20 protein-coding genes are annotated in these 24,756 nt (G+C 61.4%); 8 read left to right on the forward strand and 12 right to left on the reverse strand.

Annotation, left to right across the window (positions count from 1 at the left end; all coding sequences use genetic code 11):
* Positions 1-5: 5 nt before the first annotated feature.
* The 4 genes from obgE to F8O05_RS11490 all read right to left on the reverse strand — a co-directional run bounded on the left by obgE (position 6) and on the right by F8O05_RS11490 (position 5,147).
* Entirely contained in the window at positions 6-1,523 is a 1,518-nt protein-coding gene (gene obgE / locus F8O05_RS11475) for a GTPase ObgE (RefSeq protein WP_158052884.1), read from the reverse strand.
* A 112-nt stretch (positions 1,524-1,635) separates the two neighbouring features.
* Positions 1,636-1,890 (reverse strand): 50S ribosomal protein L27, encoded by a 255-nt coding sequence (gene rpmA, locus F8O05_RS11480; protein ID WP_158052885.1) that lies wholly within the window; start codon positions 1,888-1,890, stop codon positions 1,636-1,638.
* Positions 1,891-1,908: 18 nt separating this feature from the next.
* Entirely contained in the window at positions 1,909-2,217 is a 309-nt protein-coding gene (gene rplU / locus F8O05_RS11485) for a 50S ribosomal protein L21 (protein WP_026937417.1), read from the reverse strand.
* 185 nt (positions 2,218-2,402) lie between these two features.
* On the reverse strand, positions 2,403-5,147 hold the full coding sequence (locus F8O05_RS11490; protein WP_225735879.1) for an Rne/Rng family ribonuclease: 2,745 nt from the start codon (positions 5,145-5,147) through the stop codon (positions 2,403-2,405).
* 297 nt (positions 5,148-5,444) lie between these two features.
* Here F8O05_RS11490 and F8O05_RS11495 point away from each other — a divergent pair, with 297 nt between their 5' ends.
* Entirely contained in the window at positions 5,445-5,924 is a 480-nt protein-coding gene (locus F8O05_RS11495; RefSeq protein WP_158052887.1) for a DUF3237 domain-containing protein, read from the forward strand.
* Here F8O05_RS11495 and ndk read toward each other — a convergent pair.
* Positions 5,921-6,343 carry a nucleoside-diphosphate kinase gene (ndk, locus tag F8O05_RS11500; RefSeq protein ID WP_158052888.1) on the reverse strand — a complete coding sequence of 141 codons (423 nt, stop codon included), beginning with the start codon at positions 6,341-6,343 and terminating at the stop codon, positions 5,921-5,923. The genes F8O05_RS11495 and ndk overlap by 4 nt on opposite strands.
* 182 nt (positions 6,344-6,525) lie before the next feature.
* On the opposite strand from ndk, the gene F8O05_RS11505 reads away from it, so the two are divergent.
* A complete protein-coding gene (locus tag F8O05_RS11505; protein WP_158052889.1) occupies positions 6,526-7,059 on the forward strand; it encodes an arginase family protein in 534 nt (177 codons plus the stop codon).
* Positions 7,060-7,079: 20 nt separating this feature from the next.
* On the opposite strand, the gene F8O05_RS11510 is transcribed toward F8O05_RS11505, so the two are convergent.
* The 7 genes from F8O05_RS11510 to F8O05_RS11540 all read right to left on the reverse strand — a co-directional run bounded on the left by F8O05_RS11510 (position 7,080) and on the right by F8O05_RS11540 (position 16,487).
* Entirely contained in the window at positions 7,080-7,493 is a 414-nt protein-coding gene (locus F8O05_RS11510) for a DUF4233 domain-containing protein (RefSeq protein ID WP_158052890.1), read from the reverse strand.
* Positions 7,493-9,133 (reverse strand): bifunctional folylpolyglutamate synthase/dihydrofolate synthase, encoded by a 1,641-nt coding sequence (locus F8O05_RS11515; RefSeq protein WP_158052891.1) that lies wholly within the window; start codon positions 9,131-9,133, stop codon positions 7,493-7,495. The genes F8O05_RS11510 and F8O05_RS11515 overlap by 1 nt, the downstream gene beginning before the upstream one ends.
* A 2-nt stretch (positions 9,134-9,135) precedes the next feature.
* Positions 9,136-12,420, reverse strand: a complete 3,285-nt coding sequence (gene ileS, locus F8O05_RS11520) for an isoleucine--tRNA ligase (RefSeq protein WP_158052892.1) — start codon at positions 12,418-12,420, stop codon at positions 9,136-9,138.
* 423 nt (positions 12,421-12,843) lie between these two features.
* Positions 12,844-13,464, reverse strand: a complete 621-nt coding sequence (locus tag F8O05_RS11525) for a TetR/AcrR family transcriptional regulator (RefSeq protein WP_158052893.1) — start codon at positions 13,462-13,464, stop codon at positions 12,844-12,846.
* 94 nt (positions 13,465-13,558) lie between these two features.
* The gene (locus F8O05_RS11530; protein WP_158052894.1) at positions 13,559-14,602 is read right to left on the reverse strand and encodes a DUF4097 family beta strand repeat-containing protein; all 1,044 of its coding nucleotides are present in this window, start codon (positions 14,600-14,602) and stop codon (positions 13,559-13,561) included.
* Entirely contained in the window at positions 14,599-15,270 is a 672-nt protein-coding gene (locus tag F8O05_RS11535; protein WP_158052895.1) for a response regulator, read from the reverse strand. Before F8O05_RS11535 ends, F8O05_RS11530 begins: the two co-directional genes overlap by 4 nt.
* Positions 15,258-16,487: a sensor histidine kinase gene (locus F8O05_RS11540; RefSeq protein WP_158052896.1), complete on the reverse strand. Its 1,230-nt coding sequence runs from the start codon at positions 16,485-16,487 to the stop codon at positions 15,258-15,260. Before F8O05_RS11540 ends, F8O05_RS11535 begins: the two co-directional genes overlap by 13 nt.
* A 348-nt stretch (positions 16,488-16,835) precedes the next feature.
* On the opposite strand from F8O05_RS11540, the gene F8O05_RS11545 reads away from it, so the two are divergent.
* The 6 genes from F8O05_RS11545 (at position 16,836) to F8O05_RS11570 (ending at position 24,749) form a co-directional block, all read left to right on the forward strand.
* Entirely contained in the window at positions 16,836-18,671 is a 1,836-nt protein-coding gene (locus F8O05_RS11545) for a phosphoenolpyruvate carboxykinase (GTP) (protein ID WP_158052897.1), read from the forward strand.
* A 159-nt stretch (positions 18,672-18,830) separates the two neighbouring features.
* Positions 18,831-20,285 carry an NCS2 family permease gene (locus tag F8O05_RS11550; protein WP_158052898.1) on the forward strand — a complete coding sequence of 485 codons (1,455 nt, stop codon included), beginning with the start codon at positions 18,831-18,833 and terminating at the stop codon, positions 20,283-20,285.
* A 51-nt stretch (positions 20,286-20,336) separates the two neighbouring features.
* On the forward strand, positions 20,337-20,906 hold the full coding sequence (locus F8O05_RS11555; protein WP_158052899.1) for a TetR/AcrR family transcriptional regulator: 570 nt from the start codon (positions 20,337-20,339) through the stop codon (positions 20,904-20,906).
* A 153-nt stretch (positions 20,907-21,059) separates the two neighbouring features.
* A complete protein-coding gene (gene valS, locus F8O05_RS11560) occupies positions 21,060-23,654 on the forward strand; it encodes a valine--tRNA ligase (protein WP_158052900.1) in 2,595 nt (864 codons plus the stop codon).
* 424 nt (positions 23,655-24,078) lie between these two features.
* On the forward strand, positions 24,079-24,456 hold the full coding sequence (locus F8O05_RS11565) for a hypothetical protein (RefSeq protein WP_158052901.1): 378 nt from the start codon (positions 24,079-24,081) through the stop codon (positions 24,454-24,456).
* Positions 24,457-24,464: 8 nt separating this feature from the next.
* Positions 24,465-24,749 carry a Fe-S oxidoreductase gene (locus tag F8O05_RS11570; RefSeq protein WP_192497154.1) on the forward strand — a complete coding sequence of 95 codons (285 nt, stop codon included), beginning with the start codon at positions 24,465-24,467 and terminating at the stop codon, positions 24,747-24,749.
* Positions 24,750-24,756: the final 7 nt, after the last annotated feature.

Raw genomic sequence — 24,756 nt, forward strand, 5'->3', positions numbered from 1 at the left:
CTATCCTAGCTGTTCTTTTCGTCGGCGGTTTCCGTCCAAAGGCCCGCTTCTCGCTCGGCTTCAAGCTGCGCACGGGCCGCTGCCTTCGCATCCATCCACTCGTGGTAAGCAGCCTTGCGTTCCTTACGCGTGGCTCGGGAACTCTCCTCGAGACGCGGGTCGGTACCGTGTGCCGTCATGACCTCGGCAGCCGAAGACAGCGTCGGCTCCCAATCAAAGATCTGGCCTTCGCCGGCACCAACAACCACAGTTGAGCCAGCCTGCGCACCGGCCTTGACCAGGGCATCCTCAATACCGAGCTTCGCGAGCCGGTCGGCAAGATAACCAACGGCTTCATCGTTGGTGAAATCACACTGTTTGACCCACAACTCGGGTTTGCGCCCAATGATCCGGTAGATGTTGCCCCAGGTACCACCCTCGACGCGAATCGTGAAGGCTTCCTGGCGCTTCGGCTTCGGGCGGATGACGATCCGGGGGCGGCTTTCCAGTTCGGATGCACGTTCCTCGCGCGCCTTTTCGACGATCTCGCCCAGGGCAAAGCCGAGCTCACGCAAACCCTCGTGGGCCACTGCCGAGACGAAAAATACTCGGAAGCCGCGTTCCTCGAGCTCCTGCTTCACAAATTCCGCCAGCTCGCGCCCGTCGGGAATATCGACCTTGTTCAGCACCACGAGCGAGGGACGCTCGGTCAGCGGCACCTGCCCCTCGGGCACCTCATAGGAGTTCAACTCGTTCAGAATGACGTCGAGATCGCTCAGCGGGTCACGTCCCGGTTCCAGCGTGGCGGTATCCAGCACGTGCACGAGCACCGAACAGCGCTCCACGTGACGCAGAAACTCCAAGCCCAGGCCTCGGCCCTCTGCCGCACCTTCAATGAGCCCCGGCACGTCTGCAATCGTGAACCGGGTATTCCCGGAATCCACGACACCGAGGTTCGGGTGCAGGGTGGTAAAGGGGTAGTCGGCAATCTTCGGACGGGCAGCGCTCATCGCGGCAATCAGCGAAGACTTGCCGGCGGAGGGATACCCGACGAGCGCAACATCTGCCACGGTCTTGAGTTCGAGATGGACCTCAATCTCGTCGCCCGGCGTACCGAGCAGCGCGAAGCCCGGCGCCTTACGGCGGCTATTCGCGAGCGCGTTGTTGCCGAGCCCGCCCTGGCCACCTTCGGCGGCGAGGTAGCTCATTCCCGGTTCGCTAAGGTCAGCGAGCACCTCGCCATCCGCATCCCGAACGACGGTGCCAACCGGGACCGGGAGTTCGAGATCTTCCGCCTTCGCACCGTGGCGGTAGTCACCCATGCCGAATTCACCGGAGTTGCTGCGGCGGTGCGGCGAGTGGTGGTAACTCAGCAGTGTGGTGACATCGGGGTCTGCGACGATCGTGATGTCGCCGCCATCGCCACCGTTGCCCCCGTCAGGCCCAGCCAGCGGCTTGAATTTCTCGCGGCGAATCGACATGCAGCCGTTGCCGCCGTCTCCGGCCCGCAAATACAGCTTTACCTCGTCTACGAACGTGGTCATCGATTCTCCATTTGTTTCGTGATGCGCGAAGAGGGGCGGAGAATTCTCCGCCCCTCTTCAGAAGTTATGTGAGCCGCCTTATCAGCAGCTCAGAGTCGTCTCGACCCGGTAATTACTCACCGGTAACGATGTTGACGACCTTACGGCGACCCTTGTTGCCGAACTCGACCGTACCACCGGCGAGGGCGAAGAGGGTGTCGTCGCCACCGCGACCGACGTTGGCGCCCGGGTGGAGCTTGGTGCCACGCTGACGGACGAGGATCTCGCCGGCGTTGACTTCCTGACCTGCGAAGCGCTTCACGCCGAGGCGCTGCGCGTTCGAGTCACGACCGTTCTTGGTTGAGCTTGCGCCCTTCTTACTTGCCATCCTGAATCGCTCCTCGGACTACTTGATGTCAGTGATCTTGACGGTGGTGAGCTCCTGGCGGTGACCCTGGCGCTTCTTGTACCCCGTCTTGTTCTTGTACTTCTGGATGCGGATCTTGGGACCGCGCAGGTCTTCAACGACCTCGGCCGTCACGGTTACCTTCGCGAGCTTGTCTGCGTCGCTGGTGATCTTGTCACCATCAACGAGCAGCACGGCGGGAAGGTTCACGTTGCCCTTGTCGTCTGCGACGACACGGTTCATCGTGACTACCGAGCCGACTTCGACCTTTTCTTGACGGCCACCGGCGCGCACAACTGCGAATACCACTTCAGCTACCTTTTTCTCTGTGCTTGGGACTTGCGCCCCGTGCGGATTGATCCGGCCTTGCACCGGAGAGAACATACACACGTCCAATCTCAACAGGCGTCAGATGGCGCATGCGATGAGCAACGTGCAACAGCGACTTATCTTACGGGAGAAATTACAGCGACGTCAAGCGCCGCCACACCCGATTAGGATTCCTCGCCCGACCCGGTCGAAATCGGCCCGGTCGTAATCCGACGACGTGCCCCTCGCTTCCGGCGCGAACCGGATGCGGTGGATGCGTTATCGGACTGGGTCTTTTCTGCCGCCGCCTGGGGAGCCACGGGCTCGGCCTGCTTCGGCTCGACTTGTTTCGGCTCGACGGCAGGCTTCACAGGTGTAGCTGCATCGGCCACCGCCGAATCAGCATCCTCGCGTCCCGCGAGCGAGTCGAGTGCGGCATCCAAGAAACTCAGCGCAGCCTCAACTTGTTTCGGATCTTTGGACTCTTCCGGCTCATGCTCCACCGGCGTGGGCAGATCGATCGTAATCGACGCCTCGGAGCCGCGGTCCTCCGCATCCGATGCCGTGCGCGGTGCCGTAGCCTCCGTGCGCACGCGGCGGTTGCGACGTGAACAACGCGAGGAGCCCTTTCCAGAGTCGCGCTCAGAGTCATCTCGCGCGGTACCCTGTCGACCCTGCTGCTGATCGGACTTCCCCGACTTGTCAGCTTCAGCCACCTGCTTTGAAGACTCTGCCCCCGCACTGCCGTCCGCAGCGTGGCCTTCGATCTGTTTCACCACTTTGAGCATCTCGGTGCTCGATGAGCCAGCAGACTTCGCCGCAACCTCCTCGCGAGCGGAATCCTGCGTGTGAGCGTGTGCCTCGCCATTACCAGCAATGGTCGAAGCAGCAATCTTCGTGAGGGCGTTACGCGCATCCTCAGTAATCTCATGTGTCGCGCCGTTGCTGTGGTGCTCATGTGACTGCTGCGGTTTGTTGTCTTGCTGCTCGTTTTGCTGCGGCTGACCCTTGCCACGGTTGCGCGAACCACGGCTCTTGCGATTGCTGCCCGAAGACTGGCTACCGTGGTTGTGGCTCACCGGCTCGCCGTGGATGACCACACCCCGGCCGTCACAGTGGGTGCAGGCCTCGGAGAAGGTCTCCAGCAGCCCCAGGCCAATCTTCTTTCGCGTCATCTGTACGAGCCCGAGACTTGTGAGCTCAGCAACCTGATGCTTGGTGCGGTCGCGTGAGAGCCCCTCGACGAGGCGTCGCTGTACGAGGTCGCGGTTCGACTCGAGCACCATGTCGATGAAGTCGATCACAATGATGCCGCCGATATCCCGCAGTCGCAGCTGGCGAACGATCTCATCCGCTGCCTCGAGGTTGTTCTTGGTGACGGTCTCTTCAAGGTTGCCGCCGGTACCCACGAACTTGCCGGTGTTGACGTCAACCACGGTCATTGCCTCGGTCCGGTCGATCACCAGCGAGCCGCCCGAAGGCAGCCAGACCTTGCGAGCAAGCGCTTTATCAATCATGTCGTTGACGCGGTACTCGCTGAAGATATCGTCGCCGTTGAATCGCTCAACGCGATCGAGCAGATCAGGCGCCACCTGGCCGAGGTAAGACTTGATTGTGTCGAGTTCGGACTGCCCCTGAACGATCAACTTGTCGAAGTCCTCGTTGAACACGTCGCGAACGATCTTCACGAGCATGTCCGACTCGGAGTGCAGGGTCTGCGGCGCCTTCGCGGAGTTCTTCGACTTCCGCTGGATGTCTTCCCACTGCTTGGTAAGACGCTCGACATCTCGCTGCAGCTGTTCCTGGGTCGCACCTTCGGCAGCGGTGCGCACGATGACGCCTACCCCCTCCGGAAGCACCTCTTTTAGGATCTTCTTGAGACGAGCGCGTTCGGTGTCCGGCAACTTGCGGCTGATGCCGTTCATGGTGTTGCCGGGTACGTACACGAGGTAGCGACCGGGCAGCGAAACTTGGCTGGTAAGGCGGGCGCCCTTGTGGCCCACCGGATCCTTCGTGACCTGCACGAGTACCTTGTCGCCGGACTTCAGCGCGTTTTCGATCTTCCGCGGCTGGTTGGCACCCATCTCAGCTGCGGCCCAATCCACTTCGCCCGAGTAGAGCACAGCATTACGAGCGCCACCGATGTCGATGAAGGCAGCTTCCATGCTGGGCAGCACATTCTGCACCCGGCCCACGTAGACATTGCCGATCAGCGAAACGTCTTCGTTTCGCGCGACATAGTGTTCAACGAGGATATTGTCCTCAAGCACACCGATCTGCACGCGGTTGTTCTTGGCGCGCACGAGCATCTTGCGGTCCACCGCTTCGCGGCGTGCTTGGAATTCGGTCTCGGTCACCGTCACTCGGCGGCGACCCGAATCGCGGCCTTCGCGGCGACGAGCACGTTTAGCGGCAAGTCGGGTCGATCCCTGAACCTTCTGCGGCTCAGTAATCGGTTCCTTTTCTTCGGCCTCCTCGACAGCCTTGTCCTCGTGGCTATCGTCGTGGCGTCCGCTATCGCGCTGACCACCCTCACGACGGTCTTGACCGCGGCTACCCCGGCGGGAACGACCTCTGCCCCGTGCGGGACGGCGACCACCAAGATCCTGCTCATCGTCAGTCGAGTCTTCCGTGGCTTCCTCGCGCTGACGGCGGCTCGGTGCCGGGCGCTCGGAGATCGGCGGCAAATCCGGCGCCAGGAAGAAGAGGGTCCGATTGGTGATGACTTCGGGGATGCGCGGATCGCGCTTGGGCTGCTCTTCCGCAGCTTCTGGGTTCTGGTCTTCAGCAGCCTGAGTCTCGGGCACTTCAGCCTGCGTCTCGGGCGCGTCCGCCTGCGCGCCTTCGCTCTGCGTGTCCTGCTCGCTCGCAGTTTCTAGCTCAGTTGATTCTGTTTCAGGGTTGTTCGGTTGCTCGTTTTCCACGGTCACGTGGGTACTCCTGTCCCAACCAGTCGCGTCGCGGTCCTGGCTGGCAATCTGTCCGCAGCAATGTTGCTCGCGGGAAATCCTTCTTCACCGTAGTTACGGCGCTGCCACACGGTGTGGCGTTGCTGGGACCTCGCCGTAGCGAAGCCCAAAAAGTCTTCATGCGCTCACGCGCACTCGTACAGTATCGCACGGTGTGCAGGAACCGACCGAAGGAATTCTTAGAAATACCGATTGTGAGTTGCCCAAAACGTCACAAGATTTAGCTCGCTATTACGGCACATAGCTACTGTGACGAGTATGACTGAAGCCATGCATCCCGCCGCACCCTCGCTCACATTCTTCGCATCCATCACCGTGGATGTCGACGCACCGATCTCGATCGGAAACACCGCCCACGGTGGGCGCAAGATTATTCCCATCCGCGGGGGCACCGTCACCGGTGACGGGTGGTCCGGGAAACTCTTGGATGCGGGGGCTGACTTCCAGCTTTACCCGAGCGCCGAGATCGCCGAACTCACCGCAATGTACGTCATTGAGGCGACTGACGGCACGACCATCTTCGTCGACAATCACGCGCTGCGTACCGGCGCACCGGAAGACCTCGAAGCACTCGTAAGCGGCAAACATGTTGACCCGGCGAAGATCTACTTCCGCTTCGCCACCCGATTAAGCGCCGACGCGAGTTCACCCTTCGCGTGGGTGAACTCGCGTCTGTTTGTTGGCACCGGTACGAGGCAGCCGGAAACTGTCCGCCTCGATTTCTTCGTGGTGAACTAGCCGAACCAGATTGCAAGCTCGCGCTCGGCGGAGTCGACCGAGTCCGAACCGTGAACGATGTTCTCAATCACCTTGGCGCCCCAGTCACGGCCGAGGTCCCCTCGAATTGTGCCGGGAGCTGCTGTGGTCGGGTTTGTCGCGCCCGCGAGCGAGCGGAAGCCTTCCACAACCCCGTGCCCCTCTACCCGAGCAGCCACGATCGGGCCCGACATCATAAACTCCAGGAGCGGTTCAAAAAATGGCTTACCGACGTGCTCTTCATAGTGCTTCTCGAGCAGTTCGCGCTCGGCTTCAACCAGTTTGAGACCGGTTACGACGTAGCCCTTGCGTTCAATACGCGCGAGCACCTCACCGATCAGGTTGCGACGCACACCGTCGGGCTTCACAAGGACGAGAGTCTGTTCCTGTTGCGAGGACATGCTGAAGGCTCCTTCGTAATTAGCTTGGTGACCACGTTACTCGTTCGGCGTTCTTTGCTGCTTCGAATCGCTGCGGTGTTTTATCGGTTTGACGCAGTCGGCAGGTTTCGCAAGCTTCCTCGGGCAGGATCAGGCATAGTGCTTCCAAGACAACATTCGGCAATGACGCAGGAGTGGTGATCATGGAGGCGCAATACGAGCGGTTCGATAGTGGCACGATTGGCCCAGTCGATGCGAGCCGGGTCCCACGCTTCGCAGGGATCGCCACGTTCGCGCGACTCCCCCGCCTCGAGGAAGTGCCCCGGGCAGACATCGCGGTTGTCGGCATCCGCGGTCCGCTCTTTAACCGTCGAGATTTGCGCGATGATCAGCGCCTCGGCTTCGCCATCATTTCGGCGAATGAGATCGAGGAAGAAGGCATCGCGTCGGCAATTTCACGGATGCACGCCAGGGTTGGCAATCGTCCGGTCTATCTCTCGGTTGATATCGATGTGCTCGATCCCGCGCATGCTCCCGGCACCGGCACGCCAGAAGCGGGAGGGCTCTCGAGCCGGGAATTGCTGCGGCTACTGCGGGAGTTCTCGAAGTTGAACCTCATCGGCGCCGACCTTGTAGAGGTCGCACCACCCTATGATCACGCCCAACTCACCGGCATTGCCGCGGCACATGTGATCTTTGAAATCATCAGCGCAATGGCGGTGACGATCGTGAAATAGCGGCCACGACTCGAAGTTCCCTACTCGGCAATCGTAGGGTTCTCTTCGTCGGCCTTGCGGGCAGCCATTTCGCGCTCGTATGCGGCGAGGATGGGCGCGCGTTCGGCGTCGATCTTGGTGCCCTGATATTGGCAGTAGATCCAAGTGGCGAGGAAGAGTCCGCCCACGATGAACATCCCACCGTGCACGAACCCGGTCAGGGTCAACGCGATCTGCACCCCGAGCATGAACCAGGCACCCCAGGGCTTTCGCAACAGGACGATGCCGACAACGAGCAGCGCAATAAAGAACGCGCCACCCCCAAACGCGATAGCGGGCGAAAGTGCCTTTAGCCCAAACAGTGTCAGGGCTGCCAGGCCAACCGCGAAAACCTCAAACGCCACCAGGATCGAGCCGAGCTGCTCGGTCATGGTGCGGTATCGGCGAGACTTCACTACTCGTCATCCTCCGGGAATCCTTCGTCATCAACGTAGGACTCGTATTCTTCATCGGACAGTTCCGCTTCCGCGGCCTGAACCTGTGGTTTCCAGTCGTCTTCGAGGGCGATCGCTGCGGCCTCCCCAACCAAGGTGATCGACCCCGTGATGAGCACACCCACGGAGTATGGACGCCCCTCTCGATCAGCCACTACCGCGGTATCGGTGGCCTCCCGCCGGGCGACATCAAATGCATCCTGTGACCGTTCGATCACTTCGAGTCGTTTATCGATGGCTAGCTGCTCACCGATAATCTCTCGGACTTGTTCTGCGAGATCCCAAGCGGCGATTGCCCGCGGCGAGTCCGACTCGGTAATGATCAGCCGGTCGGCGATCTGCGCGAGCGGCTTGACGATCCCGTCTACGGCCTTCCCTTCGAGTACGCCGAGCACGACGATGAGTTCATCGAAGTTGTAGGTCTCCCCCATCGCCTGTGCGAGGTGGGCGGCACCGTGCGGATTATGCGCGGCATCGATGATGACCGAGGGGTCAATGCCGATGAGATCCAGTCGTCCCGGAGAGACCGCACCGGCGGTCCCCGCAGCAACCGTGTCGTAATCAAGCGGACGCTCGCCACCGAAGAAGGCTTCCACTGCCGCGATCGCGAGTGCCGCATTGTGTGCCTGATATTCACCGGCGAGGGCGACTGGCAAGTCATCGTACTGCGCGGCAAGTCCTCGAACGGACACGAGTCGACCGCCCACGGCCATGTGATCCGCAGTTACCGCAAATTTTTCCGGTTCCGCATAGAGCGTGGCTTCTTGGAGCTGCGCCGCACGACGCAGCTGATCCATCACCTCGGGAACCTGCGCGGCGGTTACCACCGCAGCCGAAGGCTTGATGATGCCCGCCTTCGTGGATGCGATCTCGGCGACCGTGTCGCCGAGGCGATCCTGGTGATCCAGCGAAATCGGGGTAAACACCGAAACGGCGCCGTCGGCGACGTTCGTCGAGTCCCATTCCCCGCCCATACCGACCTCGACGACGGCCACGTCCACCGGCGCATCCGTGAAGCAGGCGTAAGCGAGCACCGTGAGTGCTTCGAAAAAGGTCAGCCGCGGTTCCCCAGCGGCCTCAAGTTCCTTGTCCACGATGTCGAGGAAGGGCTCAATGTCGCGCCAGTTCGCGACGAGACGTTCATCGGTGATCGGCTTGCCGTCAATGCCAATGCGCTCGTTGATACGAGTCAGGTGTGGGCTCGTCAGCAGCCCGGTGCGCAGGCCGTGGGCGCGAAGCAGCGACTCGGTCAACCGCGCGGTCGAGGATTTCCCGTTCGTCCCGGTGATGTGGATCATCGGCCAGGCTTCGTGAATATCCCCGAGGAGTTCGCATGCGCGACGTGTCGGCGCCAGGCGCGGTTCAGGCTGTGATTCACCGACCCGTGACATGAGCTCTTCGTACACGAGGTCCGCTTCCGCGCGCCAGTCGGTGTTCGCGAGCCGTTCTCGCTCTTCCTTTTCGCGTTCGCTGAGCTCTTCCTCGTCGAAGTCCGATTCTTCCAAGCCGTCGTCAAACGGCGCCCCGCCGAAAAGCTTCAGCAGGTACTCGGTGGTGAGCTCTTCATCCGGATCGAACTGTTCGTCGCGTTCCTTACTCATCCCTATGCCTTTTCGAGCTTGATTTCGAGTGCCCCGTAGCTGTGCGGGATCGACGCGCGATCCGCTTCGGGGGCGAGTCCGTCGGTGATCGAGATTTCCGTCGCGAGCGTCTCGTTCGCGATCAGTTCGGACTGCGACTGCAGCGCCGCAAGCGATGCCTCATCAGTTGCCAATGCCAGGTGGATGCGGTCGCTCACCTCGAGACCGGCGGCCTTGCGTGCATCCTGCACGGCGCGAATTGCGTCGCGAGCCGCACCTTCAGCTGCAAGCACCGCGGTGACCTCCGTGTCGAGCACGAGGATGCCGCCGTTCGACAGCAGTCCGAGCACATCACTGCCCTGCTCACCGCTGACCTGCAGATCGACTTCGTACTCTCCCGGTTCCAGCGCGATGCCGCCTGCGACGACCTGGCCGTCGATCTCCGACCAATCACCGGTCTTCGAGGCCTTGATCGCCTGCTGTACCTGCTTGCCGATACGGGGGCCCGCGGCACGGGCGTTGACGCGCAGCACGCGCGCAACCCCGTACTTCGAGGCGGCTTCCTCGGTACGCTCCTGCAGCAGCACCTCGCGCACATTCAGCTCGTCGCCGATGATCGATGCGAAATCCTTCAGCTCCGCGGCACCGTTCACGAGCACCGTGAGCTTGCCTAGTGGCAGGCGCACCCGCAGGTGGTGCTGTTTGCGCAGGCTCTGACCGGCCGAGACAATGTCGCGCACCGTGTCCATCGATGCCACGAGGGACTCATCGGCCGGATAGTCGGCAGCATCCGGGAAGTCGGCCAGGTGCACCGAGCGCTCGCCCGTCAAGCCCCGCCACACCGTCTCGGTGGTAAACGGTGCCAGGGGTGCGGCCAAGCGGCAGACCGTCTCCAGCACGGTGTACAGCGTGTCGAAGGCTTCCCGGCCGGCCTCGGAAGCTTCGCCCTGCGCATCCGTCGTACCCACCCAGAAGCGGTCCCGCGAGCGACGTACGTACCAGTTGGTGAGCACGTCGGCAAAGTCGCGCAGCCGCGCGGTGGCGTTGGATGCATCCAGTGCCTCGAGATCGCTCGTGACAGCCACCACGGTCTCCCGCAGTTTCGCGAGAATATAGCGGTCGAGGAGGTTCTTCGAGTCGGTGCGGAACTGCGCCTGATAGCCGGAATTTTCCGGACCATTCGCGGTATTGGCGTAGGTCGTAAAGAAGTAATAGGTCGACCACAGCGGCAGCAGGAACTGGCGCGTGGATTCGCGAATTCCTTCTTCGGTCACGATGAGGTTACCGCCGCGCAGCACTGAGCTCGACAGCAGGAACCAGCGCATCGCATCCGAACCGTCGCGATCGAAGACCTCGTTCACATCCGGGTAGTTGCGCAGCGATTTCGACATCTTGCGCCCGTCGGAGCCGAGCACGATGCCGTGCGAAACCACCCGCTTATAGGCGGGCCGGTGAAATAGCGGGGTCGACAGCGCGTGCATCACATAGAACCAACCGCGAGTCTGACCAATGTACTCGACGATGAAGTCAGCCGGCGAATGCGAGTCGAACCAGTCGCGGTTCTCGAAGGGGTAATGCACCTGCGCGAAGGGCATCGAGCCGGAGTCAAACCACACGTCGAGGACGTCTTCAATGCGGCGCATCGTGGACTTCCCCGTCGGGTCGTCAGGGTTAGGGCGGGTGAGCTCATCAATGAACGGACGGTGGAGGTCCGTGACCTTCACCCCGAAGTCGCGCTCGAGTTCCTCGATCGAACCGTAGACATCCACGCGCGGGTAGTTGGGGTCATCGCTCTTCCACACCGGGATCGGGCTACCCCAGTAACGGTTGCGCGAAATCGACCAGTCGCGAGCGCCCTCAAGCCATTTACCGAACTGCCCGTACTTCACGTTCTCGGGCACCCACTCGATCTGCTCATTGAGCTCGATCATCTCGTCCCGATAGTCAACGACCTTCACAAACCAGCTCGAGACCGCCTTATAGATGAGCGGTTCTTTGCATCGCCAGCAGTGAGGATAGGAGTGCTCATAGGACTTCTGCTGCAGCAGGCGCCCATCTGCCTTCAGCAGTTGGATGAGTGGCCGGTTCGCTTCAAACACCTGCATACCAGCGACCGGCTCGATGGCGTCGAGGAAGCGACCACCCGCATCCACCGAGAGGATGGTTGGGATGCCCGCGGCGTCCCCAACGATCTTGTCGTCTTCACCATAGGCCGGGGCCTGGTGGACGACACCGGTACCATCGGTGGTCGTGACGTAGTCAGCGACGAGGATCTGCCAGGCGTTTTCGGTGCCGAAGGCCTCGGTGTCGGTGTAGAAATCCCACAGCGGTTCGTATCGGACGCCCTCAAGCTCGTGTCCGGAGAAGGTCCGCTCGATCGCTTCGGTAGCTGCCTCGGCGGATTCGTAGCCAAGATCCTTGGCATATTCGCCAAGGCGAGCAACCGCGAGAAGATACTTCGTCTCGCCCGCTACGCCACCGTCTGCAGCACCCTTCGGGCCCGCAGCAACAACCGCATAGGCCACCGCCGGCCCAACCGCGAGCGCGAGGTTCGTCGGGAGGGTCCACGGGGTGGTCGTCCAGGCGAGGGTGCGCACACCGGTAAGCCCCAGGGCATCCGCCTTCTCACCGGTGAGTGGGAAGGTGACCGTGGCAGTGTTGTCTTGGCGCATCTGATAGACGTCATCGTCCATGCGCAATTCGTGATTCGACAGCGGGGTCTCATCGTTCCAGCAGTAGGGCAGCACTCGGAAGCCCTCATAGGCAAGGCCCTGATCATAGAGCGTCTTGAACGCCCAGATCACCGACTCCATGTAGTTGATGTCGAGAGTTTGATAGCCGTTTTCGAAGTCAACCCAGCGGCCCTGACGCTCGACGTAATCGCGCCATTCCTGCGTGTAGCGAAGCACCGACTCCTTGGCGGCGGCGTTGAAATTGCCGATGCCCATGTCTTCGATCTCTTCTTTCGTAGAGATCCCGAGTTGCTTCATAGCTTCAAGTTCGGCGGGCAGACCGTGGGTGTCCCAACCGAAGACGCGCTTGACTTGTTTGCCGCGCATGGTGTTGAAGCGAGGGAAGACATCCTTCGCATAACCCGTGAGCAGGTGACCGTAGTGCGGCAGGCCGTTCGCGAATGGCGGGCCGTCGTAGAAGACCCACTCTTCGGCACCTTCGCGCTGGTCAATCGACTCCTGGAAGGTGTTGTCCTTTCGCCAAAACTCGAGCACGTGCTCTTCGAGGTTCGGGAACGAGGGGCTGGCCGGTACGGCATCGGCCCCGGGGCCGAAGGCGGACTTCGGATAGGACATGTGGTGATCTCCTGGAGATTTACGGCTCGTTGTCTGGTTCAGGGACGCTTTCGCGCGGTACCACCCCGATTGCAACCCGCGAGGATCACCACTCGTTGTTCGCTGTGACGGGCGACCCCGTTCGGTTCTACTGGGCGCGCTTGCGCGTGCCGTTCTTCCGAAGACTCCCCGTTGATGGCGGATCATCGTCAATGCCTCAATGCTACCGCCGTTCCACGAACCTTGAAACCTCCCGCTGCCGCGTCCGCGAGGCTGACAGCGAACAGCCGCGCGGCAGGATGGGTGGCGCAGCCCACGACCTCGATCCGTGTCAAAAAAGTGCACGCACGGAGGCGACACGCGACGACACGCCGCAGCAGCCCGCATCCCATGCACTTTTCCGACAGGCCACACTGGGGCCGGCGCACAAGCCAGCGCCGGGTGCTACCAGTCCCTGCCGAGGGCAGCTTCGAGGTAGGCGGTGAGCGGTGGGCGGCCGATCCCGGCCGCGGCCCACTCGAGAATTGCGGTGAGGGTGCCCGAGGCGAGGGCGGATGCGCGGATGCGCTGGATCGACGCCGACAGGTTCTGGGCATCTGCAGCTACTGCGGCCTTGGCGTCGCTGCCGATCTCGGCGCTGGTGCCCGTCTCGGTGTCATTCTCGGCGCCCGTGGCGAGAGGAGCAAGTGACGGCCCGCGCCGAAGCAGCGCGGCCAACCGGGCCGCACGCGAGACCGAAGACTCCTCTGCCGCATCCCGCGCGCCCATCGTGTCGATATAGGTGAGCGCGGTCGGCGGACCGATCTCTTCCAGCCGCGACACGAATTCGCGCAGACTCGTTGCCGATTCCAGCGCCACATCGACATTGCGCCACAGCACATCGGCCTTGGAAGCGAAGTAGTTAAAGAAAGAGGAACGGCTCACGCCGGCGCGCTGCGCAATATCGCTGGCGGAAACCTTGTCCCAACCTTGTTCAAAGGCGAGTTCACAGGCCGCCTCTTCGAGCGCAGCGTGACTCGATGCGGCGGGGCGCCCCGCGCCAGATTTGCCCTTGGCGGCAGACATGTAGTTCCTCCCAGCACGCCAAGACCCGACGTGCGAATGATAAGCACTCATTCTGACACGTCGGGTCTTGGTCTGGGTTTGTCCAGCAAGCGTTTTAGTAGAAGGTCACGTTCCTCATATCAACCAAAATCAGTACCTGTGGGGCATCCGCTCCCCCGTCGACCTGATATCCGGCATCCTCTGCCGCAGCAACAACATTCAGCGGCGCATCGAGTGCAATCGGTACCTGCGGAATATCGAGCTCAACATTCCCGATATTCGTTTCAATGCGAGTCTCCCGCGGCATCGATTCCACGAAGTGAATGTGTCCGTCGCCCATATCAAAGGTGAAGTCAGCCCGGTCGGTCACATTGCCCTCGAAGGTAAAGCTACCGATACCGACTTCGGCGGTGAGCGACTCGAAGGCGCCGGTGGCCAAGACGTCTCCCGTACCGGCATCAATCGTGGCGTTACCACCGCCCTCGCTGAGCACGATGCTGCCGACTCCGGACGAGAATTCGCCAGTATTGAAGGTGTTGTTGACGTACAGGATGCCCGTGCCGACTTCAGCGTGAATATCGCGCAGCTCGCCGTTGATGGTCACCTCACCGACACCGAGCTCAATATTCACATCGATATTTCCTTCAAGTTCGGAGGGCAGGGTCAGCACGCCCTCGAGCTCGCGATCCTGCCACCAGTTGGGCCCACCGTTGAACCAGGAACCATCGTTGCGAGCTTGAAGTACAACTTCGGAGCCGGTATTCGTCAGCGTCATGGGCACTTCCCCACCGCGAGAAAACCCGGTGACCTCGAGGTTAGCTTCCTCGGTCGCATCGCTGAAGTTGATTTCGACGTTGCCGTAACTGACATCCACGCGAAGGCTTTCGGCCGCTGCCACAGAGGTCTGTGCATCCACCGATTTGATCGAGCCCTGCCAGATTCCGGTAACGACCGTCCAGCCGAAGAGACTGATGAGCAAGATGGAGCCCACCACGGTTGCAAGGATCCCAACCCACGCGTGCCGTCGCTCCGGTTTCGGCGCTTCACCATCGGAGTGGCTCGGCTCTGCCGGTGGCGTCGGCATGTTCCCGCCGGGGTTCTCGCCTTCTTGGCCGAGAGGTTCGTAGGGCAGCGTGTCGTATTGTTCGGTCGCGTTCATCGCGCGCCTCCTGATTCGTCGATCTCGACACCGAGATATGCGAGGACCGCCAGCACCCGACGGTTTCCGCCGGTCTCAGCACCGAGTCCAAGCTTTTGGAATACCTGCGAGATGTGTTTTTCGACGGAGCCCTCAGAGATATAGAGCTGGGATGCGATGGCCGCGTTGGATTTACCCTCGGCCATGAGCCCAAGTACGGTGCGCTCTCGCTCGGTCAAAGCATCCAATTGCGAGTCGCGTGAGCGACGCCCGAGCAGCTGGCCCACTACCTCGGGGTCAAGGACCGTGCCACCTTCGGCGACCTGCTCGATCGAGTCGAGGAACTCGGCGACGTCAGCCACGCGATCCTTGAGCAGGTATCCGAGTGCGCCCTTGCTGCGGGCGATGAGCTCGGTCGCATAGCGCTCTTCCACGTACTGCGAGAGCACGAGGATCGGGAGCCCCGGATTCTCATCACGCAAGGCCATCGCCGCGCGCACCCCCTCATCGGTAAATGTGGGTGGTAGGCGCACATCGAGGAGCACGAGGTCAGGCCCTGTCTCAGCAACCTTGGTCTGCAATTCGACTGCGTCGGGGAGGGATGCGACTACCTCGTGGCCTTCATCGCTCACGAGGCGGCCGAGGCCCGCTCGCAGTAGGGCGTTGTCTTCACAGATCACAATGCGCATGGCACGCTCACCTCAATTACGGTCGGTCCGCCCTCGGGGCTGGAGAAGTTGTAGCTGCCGCCGACTGCGGTCACGCGATTGATAACACCGTCGATCCCACCGCCGGGACTGCGGTGTGCACCACCGCGGCCATTGTCCTCAATGTGTGCGAACAAGTAGCCATTTTCTTCGTGGATGCGCGCCACGATCTTCGTGGCATTCGCATGCTTCGCGGCATTCGCGAGGGCCTCTGCCACGGCAAAGTACATGGTTGCCTCCGAGCGGTCGCTATAGCGGTTCGGCAGGTTCACTTGAATGTCCACCGGAATCACACTGCGTCCGATCAAGGCCGAGAGGGCCGCATCCAAGCCGCGATCTTGCAGGACGGCTGGCTGGAAGCCACGCACAAGCTGACGTAGTTCCGCCACCGCGGTCATCGTTGATTCCCGTGCTTCGTCGATGAGTTCGCCCACGCGTTCGGGATCCGTGTCGAGCTTGCGACGTGCCATACCGAGGGTCATCCCCACCGCAACGAGCCGGGGTTGGACGCCGTCGTGCAGGTCGCGTTCGATGCGCGCGCGTTCGATATCGGCGGCCGAAATCGCCTGTTGGCGGTGCTGCGACTGCGTGCGGGCCTCAGTGCGAAGTTCTGCTTCGCGGCTCGGGACGAGCAGCTGCTTAGACAGTGCTCGATGGGCGATTGCGAGCCCCACGATCAGGGCGCTGCCGAAGAGGATAAGTCCCACACCGAGCAAGAGCGCCACCCAGCTCGGCTGCTCACCAAGCCAGAAATTACCCAATAGATAGGTACTGCCTTGCAGCGGGGCGAAGAGCCAGGCGATGCCGGTGGCTACCCAATGAAGGCAGAACACGGTGATCAGACCGAGCAGTGATACAAGCGAGCCGTGCAAAATGCCGATCCAGGTTCGCGAGTCGGCCCACTGCAGCGCGAGGGTGTGGAGGAACTTCCAGCCGTCGGTGCGGGGTGACGTGCGAAATTCGTGGTGCGGGATGTTGAGATCGAAGGTCCATCCGGCGCGCGCCTCTTCGAAGCGAGCGAGGAGGTACATGGTCAGCCCGAGCACCGCAAACACCACGACCCCGAGCAAGAAAGCGAACAGGAGCCCGATACCGGTGGCCACGGCGCCGATGAACAGAGTGAACATCGGTATACAGAGGACGCCGTAGAGCACCAGCTGCGGAATCGCCGCTGTGATTTGAAGTGCTTTGGTTTTCATGCTTTCAAGCTACGCGGCCGGGAGCCTCGAAACGACGCTGCTGACCGGAGCGCTTCTGGGGGTTTTCCCCGGAAGTTTGTTCCCGGGAAGCTTCAGCACTCGCGGTTTCTGCCTGACGAGTGTGCAGTTGAAGCAAAAGTTACTCGTGAGGTCTCGCTTGGCGGCTATCAAAATCCCGCCTCCCGGACACTCCTACTCGGCAGTGATGTTGTCCGAACATGACATATGACCGCATTACTCATGGAATACTGTGGAGGCAACAAACAATTCACCGAACCTTTTTCCATGTGTTAAAGGTTCCAGGGCTGATAGCTCCATCCATACCGAAGACGTGAAAGCAGCTGCGCAATGACCTCACCCTCGCCCGTGAACGCTACTGACATCCCACAGTTGTCCGAAAATGCGGAAGTCAATGCTTGGGTGGTGAACACCGCAGAGCTGACCCAGCCCGCTCGAGTGGTCTGGTGTGACGGTAGTGACGAGGAATATAACCGTCTCGCGGAAGAGATGGTCGAGGCTGGCACGCTCATTCGTCTCAACCCCGAAAAGCGCCCCAACTCTTTCCTCGCCCGCTCCGACGCCGCGGATGTCGCGCGTGTCGAGTCGCGTACCTTCATCTGCTCACAGCGGGAAGAGGACGCCGGCCCCACGAACCACTGGCGCGCGCCCGACGCTATGCGTGCCGAACTGCAGCCCCTGCTTGAGGGTTCTATGCGGGGCCGCACTATGTACGTGGTGCCCTTCGCCATGGGCCCGCTCGGCGGCAAGATCACTCAGTACGGCATCGAGATCACTGACTCGCCCTACGTCGTACTTTCGATGGCGCTCATGACCCGTTCGGGTAACGCCACGCTCCAGTACATTAAGCCCGGTGCTCAGTGGGTCAAGGCCCTTCACACCGTTGGCTACCCGCTGGTAGATGCCGAGGGCAACGAGCGTCCGGATGTTGCTTGGCCTTGCAACGACGATAAGTACATCACGCACTTTCCCGAGGACCGCGAAATCATCTCTTACGGTTCCGGTTACGGCGGGAACGCCCTTCTCGGCAAGAAGTGCTTCGCACTGCGCATCGCTTCGGCAATGGCGCGCGACGAAGGCTGGATGGCCGAGCACATGCTGCTCATCCAGGCCACCAACCCTGAGGGTAAGAAGTTCACGATCACCGGCGCTTTCCCCTCGGCAACCGGTAAGACGAACCTGGCGATGATGCGCCCGAAGCTCGACGGCTGGCAGGTCGAAACGCTCGGCGATGACATCGCTTGGATGCGTCCCGGCGATGACGGGCGCCTCTACGCGATCAACCCCGAGTTTGGGTTCTTCGGCGTCGCCCCCGGAACTGGCTACTCCACGAACCCGGTCGCGATGGAAACCATCACCAAAAACACGATCTTCACGAACGTGGCACTCACCGATGACGGCGACGTGTGGTGGGAGGGCATGACCGATGAGGCACCCGCACACCTCATCGACTGGCAGGGCAATGATTGGACGCCCGACTCAGAAACCCCGGCAGCTCACCCGAACGCACGCTTCACCGTGCGCGCCGAGCAGTGCCCAACCATCTCTGACGACTGGCAGGCAGCAGATGGCGTGCCCGTGGACATCATCCTCTTCGGTGGCCGCCGCCGCACCAATGTGCCCCTCGTCTACCAGTCGAAGAACTGGGAACACGGTTGCTTCCTCGGCGCGACGCTCGGCTCCGAGCGCACCGCCGCGGCAGAGGGCAAGATTGGCGAACTTCGTCGCGACCCCTTCGCGATGCAGCCCTTCACCGGTTACCACATGGCCGACTACTGGGGTCACTGGCTGGAGATGGGTGAGAAGCTTGGTGACAAGGCACCCGCTATCTTCCAGGTGAACTGGTTCCGCCGCGGTGAAGACGGTTCCTTCCTGTGGCCAGGCTTTGGCGAGAACATTCGCGCGATCGAATGGGCGACCCAGCGTGTGGACGGGAAGCTCGACGCCATCCAGCAGCCGATCGGTAACCTGCCAAAGGTCGAAGACATTGACGTCGAAGGGCTCGACATCGACCAGGCCACGCTTGAGGCAATCTTCGATGTACCGGCCGAAGGCTGGCTCGCTGAGCTCGATGACACCGAGAACTACTTCGCCGAGATCGGCGAGAAGGTTCCGGCGCAGCTCCACGAGCAGCTGAAGCAGGTCCGCGAGGGCTTCAGCAAGTAGCCAGCGCACCACTTTGCCGCGGGGTCTTTCGGTTTCGAAAGACCCCGCGGTTTTTTGCGGGACTCCGGCTGAGCGGCCTGCGAGGTAAATACACCTCGAAGGGCCGCATACGGGAGCGGCGCAAAATGCCGCCACCCAGAATCCAAGTAGCATTGCGCCGTGAGCAATCAAACTGAGCAAACGCAAGCGCCCAAACCGGCGTCACCCGCTTTGCTGGAGCGACTTTTCCAGCTCGGCGACCGGAAGTCGAACATCAACCGCGAGATCCGCGGTGGTGTGGTCACATTCATCACCATCTCGTACATCCTCGTTCTCAACCCGATAATCCTCGCCGGGGCCTCCTCCCCCGATGTCGACGGGAATTATCTGGATGCGGTGCAGGTCGCCTCTGCCACGGCGCTCGCCTCGGGCCTACTGACTATCCTCTTCGGCCTCGTCGCGAACTTGCCTTTCGCGCTCTCGGCTGGACTCGGCATCAACTCGTTCCTGGCCGTATCGATGGTGCACCAGATTACGTGGCCCGAAGCCATGGGCCTCGTGCTCCTGAACGGCGTAATCATCGTGATTCTCGGTGCCACCGGGGCACGAACTGCAATCTTCCACGCGGTACCACCGGCCCTGAAATCTGCGATCACCGTCGGTATCGGTATGTTCATCGCGTTCGTGGGCCTGGTGAATTCAGGATTTGTAACACAAGCGCAGGGAACGCCCGTCCAATTGGGCCTTGCGGGTTCGATCACCACCATTCCAACTGTGATCTTCGTAATCACCCTGTTGCTCATGGCTATCTTGCTCGTGCGAAAAGTGCCGGGAGCGATCCTCATCGGTATTGCCGTGGGCACCGTCATCGCACTCATTGCAGAAGCAATCTGGCGGATCGGTGCCGCCGGCGAAGACAACCCCAGCGGCTGGGGACTCACCGTCCCATCCCTCCCCGACCAGATCGTCTCGATTCCCGATCTCGGGCTAATCGGACAGTTTGACCTCTTCGGGTCCTTCGAACGAATCGGACCGGTCGCGGCCCTCATGCTGCTACTCACACTGGTATTCATGAACTTCTTTGACGCCATTGGCGCCATGACGGGGCTCGCCCGCAACGCCGGGCTCGCGAACGAGGATGGCACCTTCCCGCGCATCCGCCAGGCATTCATTATTGAGGGTCTGGGCGCGGTTGTCGGCGGTGCAACCTCAACTTCGTCAAATACCATCTATGTGGACTCCGCTTCGGGCATCGGCGAAGGGGCTCGCACCGGACTTGCCTCAGTGGTCACGGGTTTGCTCTTCATCGTGGCAATGTTCTTCACCCCGCTTGCCGTGGTCGTTCCCATGGAGGTGGGTTCGGCCGCACTCGTAGTCGTTGGTGCACTGATGATGGCGCAGGTCTCCGACATTCGATGGAATGATCTTGCCGTCGCGATTCCGGCCTTCCTCACCATCATTTCTATGCCCTTGACCTACTCCATCGCCAACGGCATTGGCATCGGTTTTGTCGCCTGGGTCATTATTCATGCGCTGGCAGGTCGGGTACGACAGGTGCACTGGCTGATGTGGGTGGTGGCCGCAGGCTTTGTGATCTTCTTCGCTCGCACGCCACTCGAGGCCCTCCTCGGATAATTCGCCTGGACTCGAGATAAGTTTGGGGAGTTACCGAGAAACGAGGTTCGAATGACTGACCCCCGCGTACTGCGCACCAGAGAAGCGCTCCAAGCCGCGGCGCTCGAGCTGGCAATGGCCGATGAGGGCAAGCCACTCAATGTCGCGGCGATCACGCAGCGCGCTGGCATCAACCGAGCAACGTTCTACGATCACTATTCCTCCCCGCAAGAGGTCCTCATGAAGGCGCTCTCTCGCGAATTGGATGTGCTTCGTTATCTTGATATTGAGCGTCGCGCCGACCGTACAAAGCCACGGCTTGAACTCTTGCGTACCGGCATGGCCGGGGTTGTGGCTCATATCCGCAAGTTTGAGCCAATCTATCGCCGCTCCTTTGAGCATGCGAGCGACGGTCTCTCGCAGAACGTCCTCGCGGACCACTTCGCAGTATCGATCCGGCAGATCATTGATCGGCAACCGTCCTTCCCCGAGGAGCTCAATCGCGAGATCGCAGCGAAGTTCGTCGCCTACGCCCTCGTCGGCGCGTTGGAGGTGTGGGTCCTCGGCAATCAGGTCAGTGAGCACACGCTGCTCGAGTCGATCCTCACCTCGATGCCCAACTGGTGGAACGATCTCGTCTAGTAAACCGTCTCGTTGAGGCCCGCCGAGTTCCGTCTCGCAGCGGGCCTCCTCCCTTTGCGACGGGTGTCTTCTTGACGCGGAAACGGGTACCATAGCGAAGTCGCACAGCAGGCACCCCAGACTCGGTGCCGCCCATATCGAAACGGAGTATGCATGACGGTCACGCCCGCAAACATCCCAGACAAGCCGGCCCTGGAAGGGCTCGAAGCCAAGTGGGAAGAGGTGTGGGAAGACCGGGGAACGTACCGTTTCGAGCGCGATGGCGCGACACGAAGCGACGTGTATTCGATCGACACTCCCCCGCCCACCGCGTCGGGCTCACTGCACATCGGTCACGTGTTCTCATACACGCACACTGACGTGGTCGCCCGATACAAGCGGATGCGTGGCAAGCGTGTGTTCTACCCGATGGGTTGGGACGACAACGGTCTACCGACCGAACGCCGGGTGCAGAACTTCTACGGTGTGCGCTGCGACCCTTCGCTGCCCTACATCGAGAACTTTGAGCCGCCGCACCGCGGTGGCGATGGCAAGTCCATCAAGGCTGCCGACCAGCAACCGATCTCGCGCCAAAACTTCATCGAGCTGTGCCTCGAATTGACGCAGGAAGACGAGAAAACCTTCGAGGCGCTCTGGCGCCAGCTCGGCCTCTCGGTGGACTGGACCCAGACGTATCGCACGATCGACGACAATGCTCGCCGTGCATCCCAGCTCGGATTCATTCGCAATATCGAGCGCGGTGAGGCTTATCAGGATATGGCCCCCACGCTGTGGGATGTCACGTTCCGCACCGCCGTGGCGCAGGCCGAACTGGAGGACCGCGACCAGCCCGGCGCGTACCACCGTCTCGCTTTCCACAGCGAGGACGGCGATATTCACATCGAAACCACCCGCCCGGAACTGCTCCCTGCCTGTGTGGCCCTGGTCGCGCATCCTGATGATGAGCGATACCAGCCCTACTTCGGCAAGACCGTGCGCACGCCGCTATTCGACGTCGAGGTTCCGGTTCTCGCGCACCAGCTTGCCCAGCCCGATAAGGGTTCCGGTATCGCAATGATCTGTACCTTCGGTGATGTCACTGACGTGATCTGGTGGCGCGAATTGAAGCTGCCGAACCGTTCAATCCTCGGTCAAGACGGCCGTATCATCGGTGAGGCTCCCGAAGCGATTACAAGCGAAAAGGGCAAGGCAGTGTACGCCGAGATGGCGGGCAAGACCGTGTTTTCGGCGAAGAAGATTGTCGTGGATGCGCTCACCGAGTCGGGCGAGCTCGAAGGTGAGATCAAGAAGATCACCCACCCGGTGAAGTTTTTTGAGAAGGGCGATAAGCCGCTCGAAATCGTTTCGACCCGGCAGTGGTACGTCAAGAACGGTGCCAACGATGAGGCGCTGCGTGCAAGGTTGCTCGAGCACGGCAAGAACCTGAAGTTCTGGCCTGATTTCATGCGCGTGCGTTACGAGAACTGGGTTGCGGGGCTCTCTGGCGACTGGCTCATTTCGCGGCAGCGCTTTTTCGGCGTACCGATCCCGGTGTGGTACCCGATCGACCCTGAGGGAAATGTCCAGTACGAGTCGCCGATCTTGCCGGCTGAAGACCAGCTGCCGGTTGATCCTTCTTCGGATGCACCGGCCGGGTACCAGGAGTCACAGCGTGGCCAGGCGGGTGGCTTCCAGGGCGAAGTTGACGTGATGGACACCTGGATGACCTCTTCCCTCACCCCACAGCTCGTGGGCGGTTGGGAGCGCGATGCGGAACTCTTCGAGCTCGTCTATCCCTTCGATGTGCGCCCGCAAGGGCAGGACATTATCCGTACCTGGCTCTTCTCGACGCTGCTGCGCAGCGAGCTCGAAGCGCAGACTCTGCCCTGGCAGAATGCCACGCTTTCGGGCTTCATCGTCGACCCTGACCGCAAGAAAATGTCGAAGTCCAAGGGCAATGTTGTTACCCCTGCGGGCCTGCTCGATCAGCACGGTTCGGATGCGGTGCGCTACTGGGCGGCTTCGAGTCGCCTCGGTACCGACGCGGCGTTCGATCCGCAGCGTCCGACACAGATCAAGATCGGCCGCCGGCTGGCGATCAAGGTGCTCAACGCCGCCAAACTCGTACTTGGCTTCGACGCCGAGGGCACCGAGTTCGCTTCCATCACCAACCCGCTTGACTTGGCGATGTTGGCCGAGCTGAGGCAGGTTGTCGAGACGGCCACCGCATCCCTCGACGAATACAACCACGCGCGGGCGCTAGAAGTCACGGAGACCTTCTTCTGGACCTTCTGTGACGACTACCTCGAACTCGTCAAGAATCGTGCCTATAGCGAAGCGGACGCCGACGGCCGCAAGTCGGCCGTGGCCGCAATGCGCCTCGCCACCTCGGTACTGCTGCGCCTCTTTGCCCCGGTCATCCCGTTTGCGACCGAGGAAGTGTGGTCCTGGTGGCAGGATGGCTCCGTACACCAGGCAGCCTGGCCGCAGGTGTCTGAGCTCCCCGAGTCGGGAGAACCCGCAGTGCTCGCGCTTGCGTCTGAGGCACTGATCTCGATCCGCGGTGCGAAGACCGCGGAAAAGGTTTCGCAGAAAACTCCAATTCTGAACATCACCATCGAGGTTCCCGAAGCGCAGCTCGAGCACCTGCAGGCCGTGGCCGAAGACCTCAAGCAGGTTGGTCGTATCGAGGCTATGGCACTCGCTACGGGTGAGGCATTCGCAGTTCGCGATCTCGAACTCGGCGAGGCACCGCAGAAGCAAAAGTAGTAACACACCCCGGTGGAGAGAGCGAGCGGGTGACTGGATCCCCCGAACCAGCCACCCGCGGATTCCCTCCCCAGGGTCCCGGTTAGAAAATCCGGGAGCGCGTCAGCTGAAAGCAAGACGCGCATCCCAAACAATATGAGAGAGCGCGAATGCTCGCGTCGCCCGCCAGGCCAGGCCGCGTGCATCCCTGTGGTGACACCGCGTACAACTAAACGACGAGTCCACCGGAATCTTCTCCGGGCGTTCTCACAGACCGCAGCGTAGAATCCTTAACTCCAGACGACAACGGCAAGGTATGACTGACTCACTCCCTAGCACCTCTCGCCGACGCGCGCGTGCCCTGGCGGCCAATCGCCCCAGGCCGACGGTTCGGCCGTTATCCGACTCCGATTTCTTCGCATGGGTAGGCCTCTACAGCGACTATTTGACCACCTTGGGTGCGCCGTTCACCGACGCACGCGCGCTTCGAACCTGGCAGGGCCTGGATCAGATTCAGGATTTGCACGCCATTGTGGTGGAGCGCTCAGGGCACCTCACCGGGTTTGCTTTTGCGACTCCGCAACTGAGTTCGCTGGACGGATTCCTGCGTCTAGAGGTAGGCGCGATTTTTGTGGAAGACATGGAATCTGATGGCACTGCCCTCGAGGTTCTCGTTGGTGCGCTTAACGACCACGCCGCTGGCCTGGGCGCGACCAAACTCATTTGGCGCATCCCTTCGTCGAGCGACGTCTGGATGCGAATGAGCAGGCAGTTCGGCACCCTCACAGATTTCGGCACCTTCGAGATGCCAGTGCACGGCTAGGGCGCGCCGTGCAAATTGGTACCCGCTGGCAGACAGGGCAGCAGCCGCCCGCGCAGCTGCCGGACACCGTGGCCGCTGCGATCGCCACGGCCGAAACCGAACACGGTTTGACCGCGGGTGCGTGGACGCTCACGTGGTTGGAAGGTCGCCCCATCGCAACGCATTCGGATGAAGTGCGAATCTCGCTCCGTGCTGATGGCACGGTGCTCACCCAGACCGGTGAGGATGCGATTGCCAGCACTGGCGTAGGCGCCGACTGGGCCGAAGACGACGACGATGATTGGCTCAGCTAACGCATCG

Source organism: Gulosibacter chungangensis (assembly GCF_008831155.1).
In the GTDB taxonomy this organism is placed as follows: Bacteria; Actinomycetota; Actinomycetes; order Actinomycetales; family Microbacteriaceae; genus Gulosibacter; species Gulosibacter chungangensis.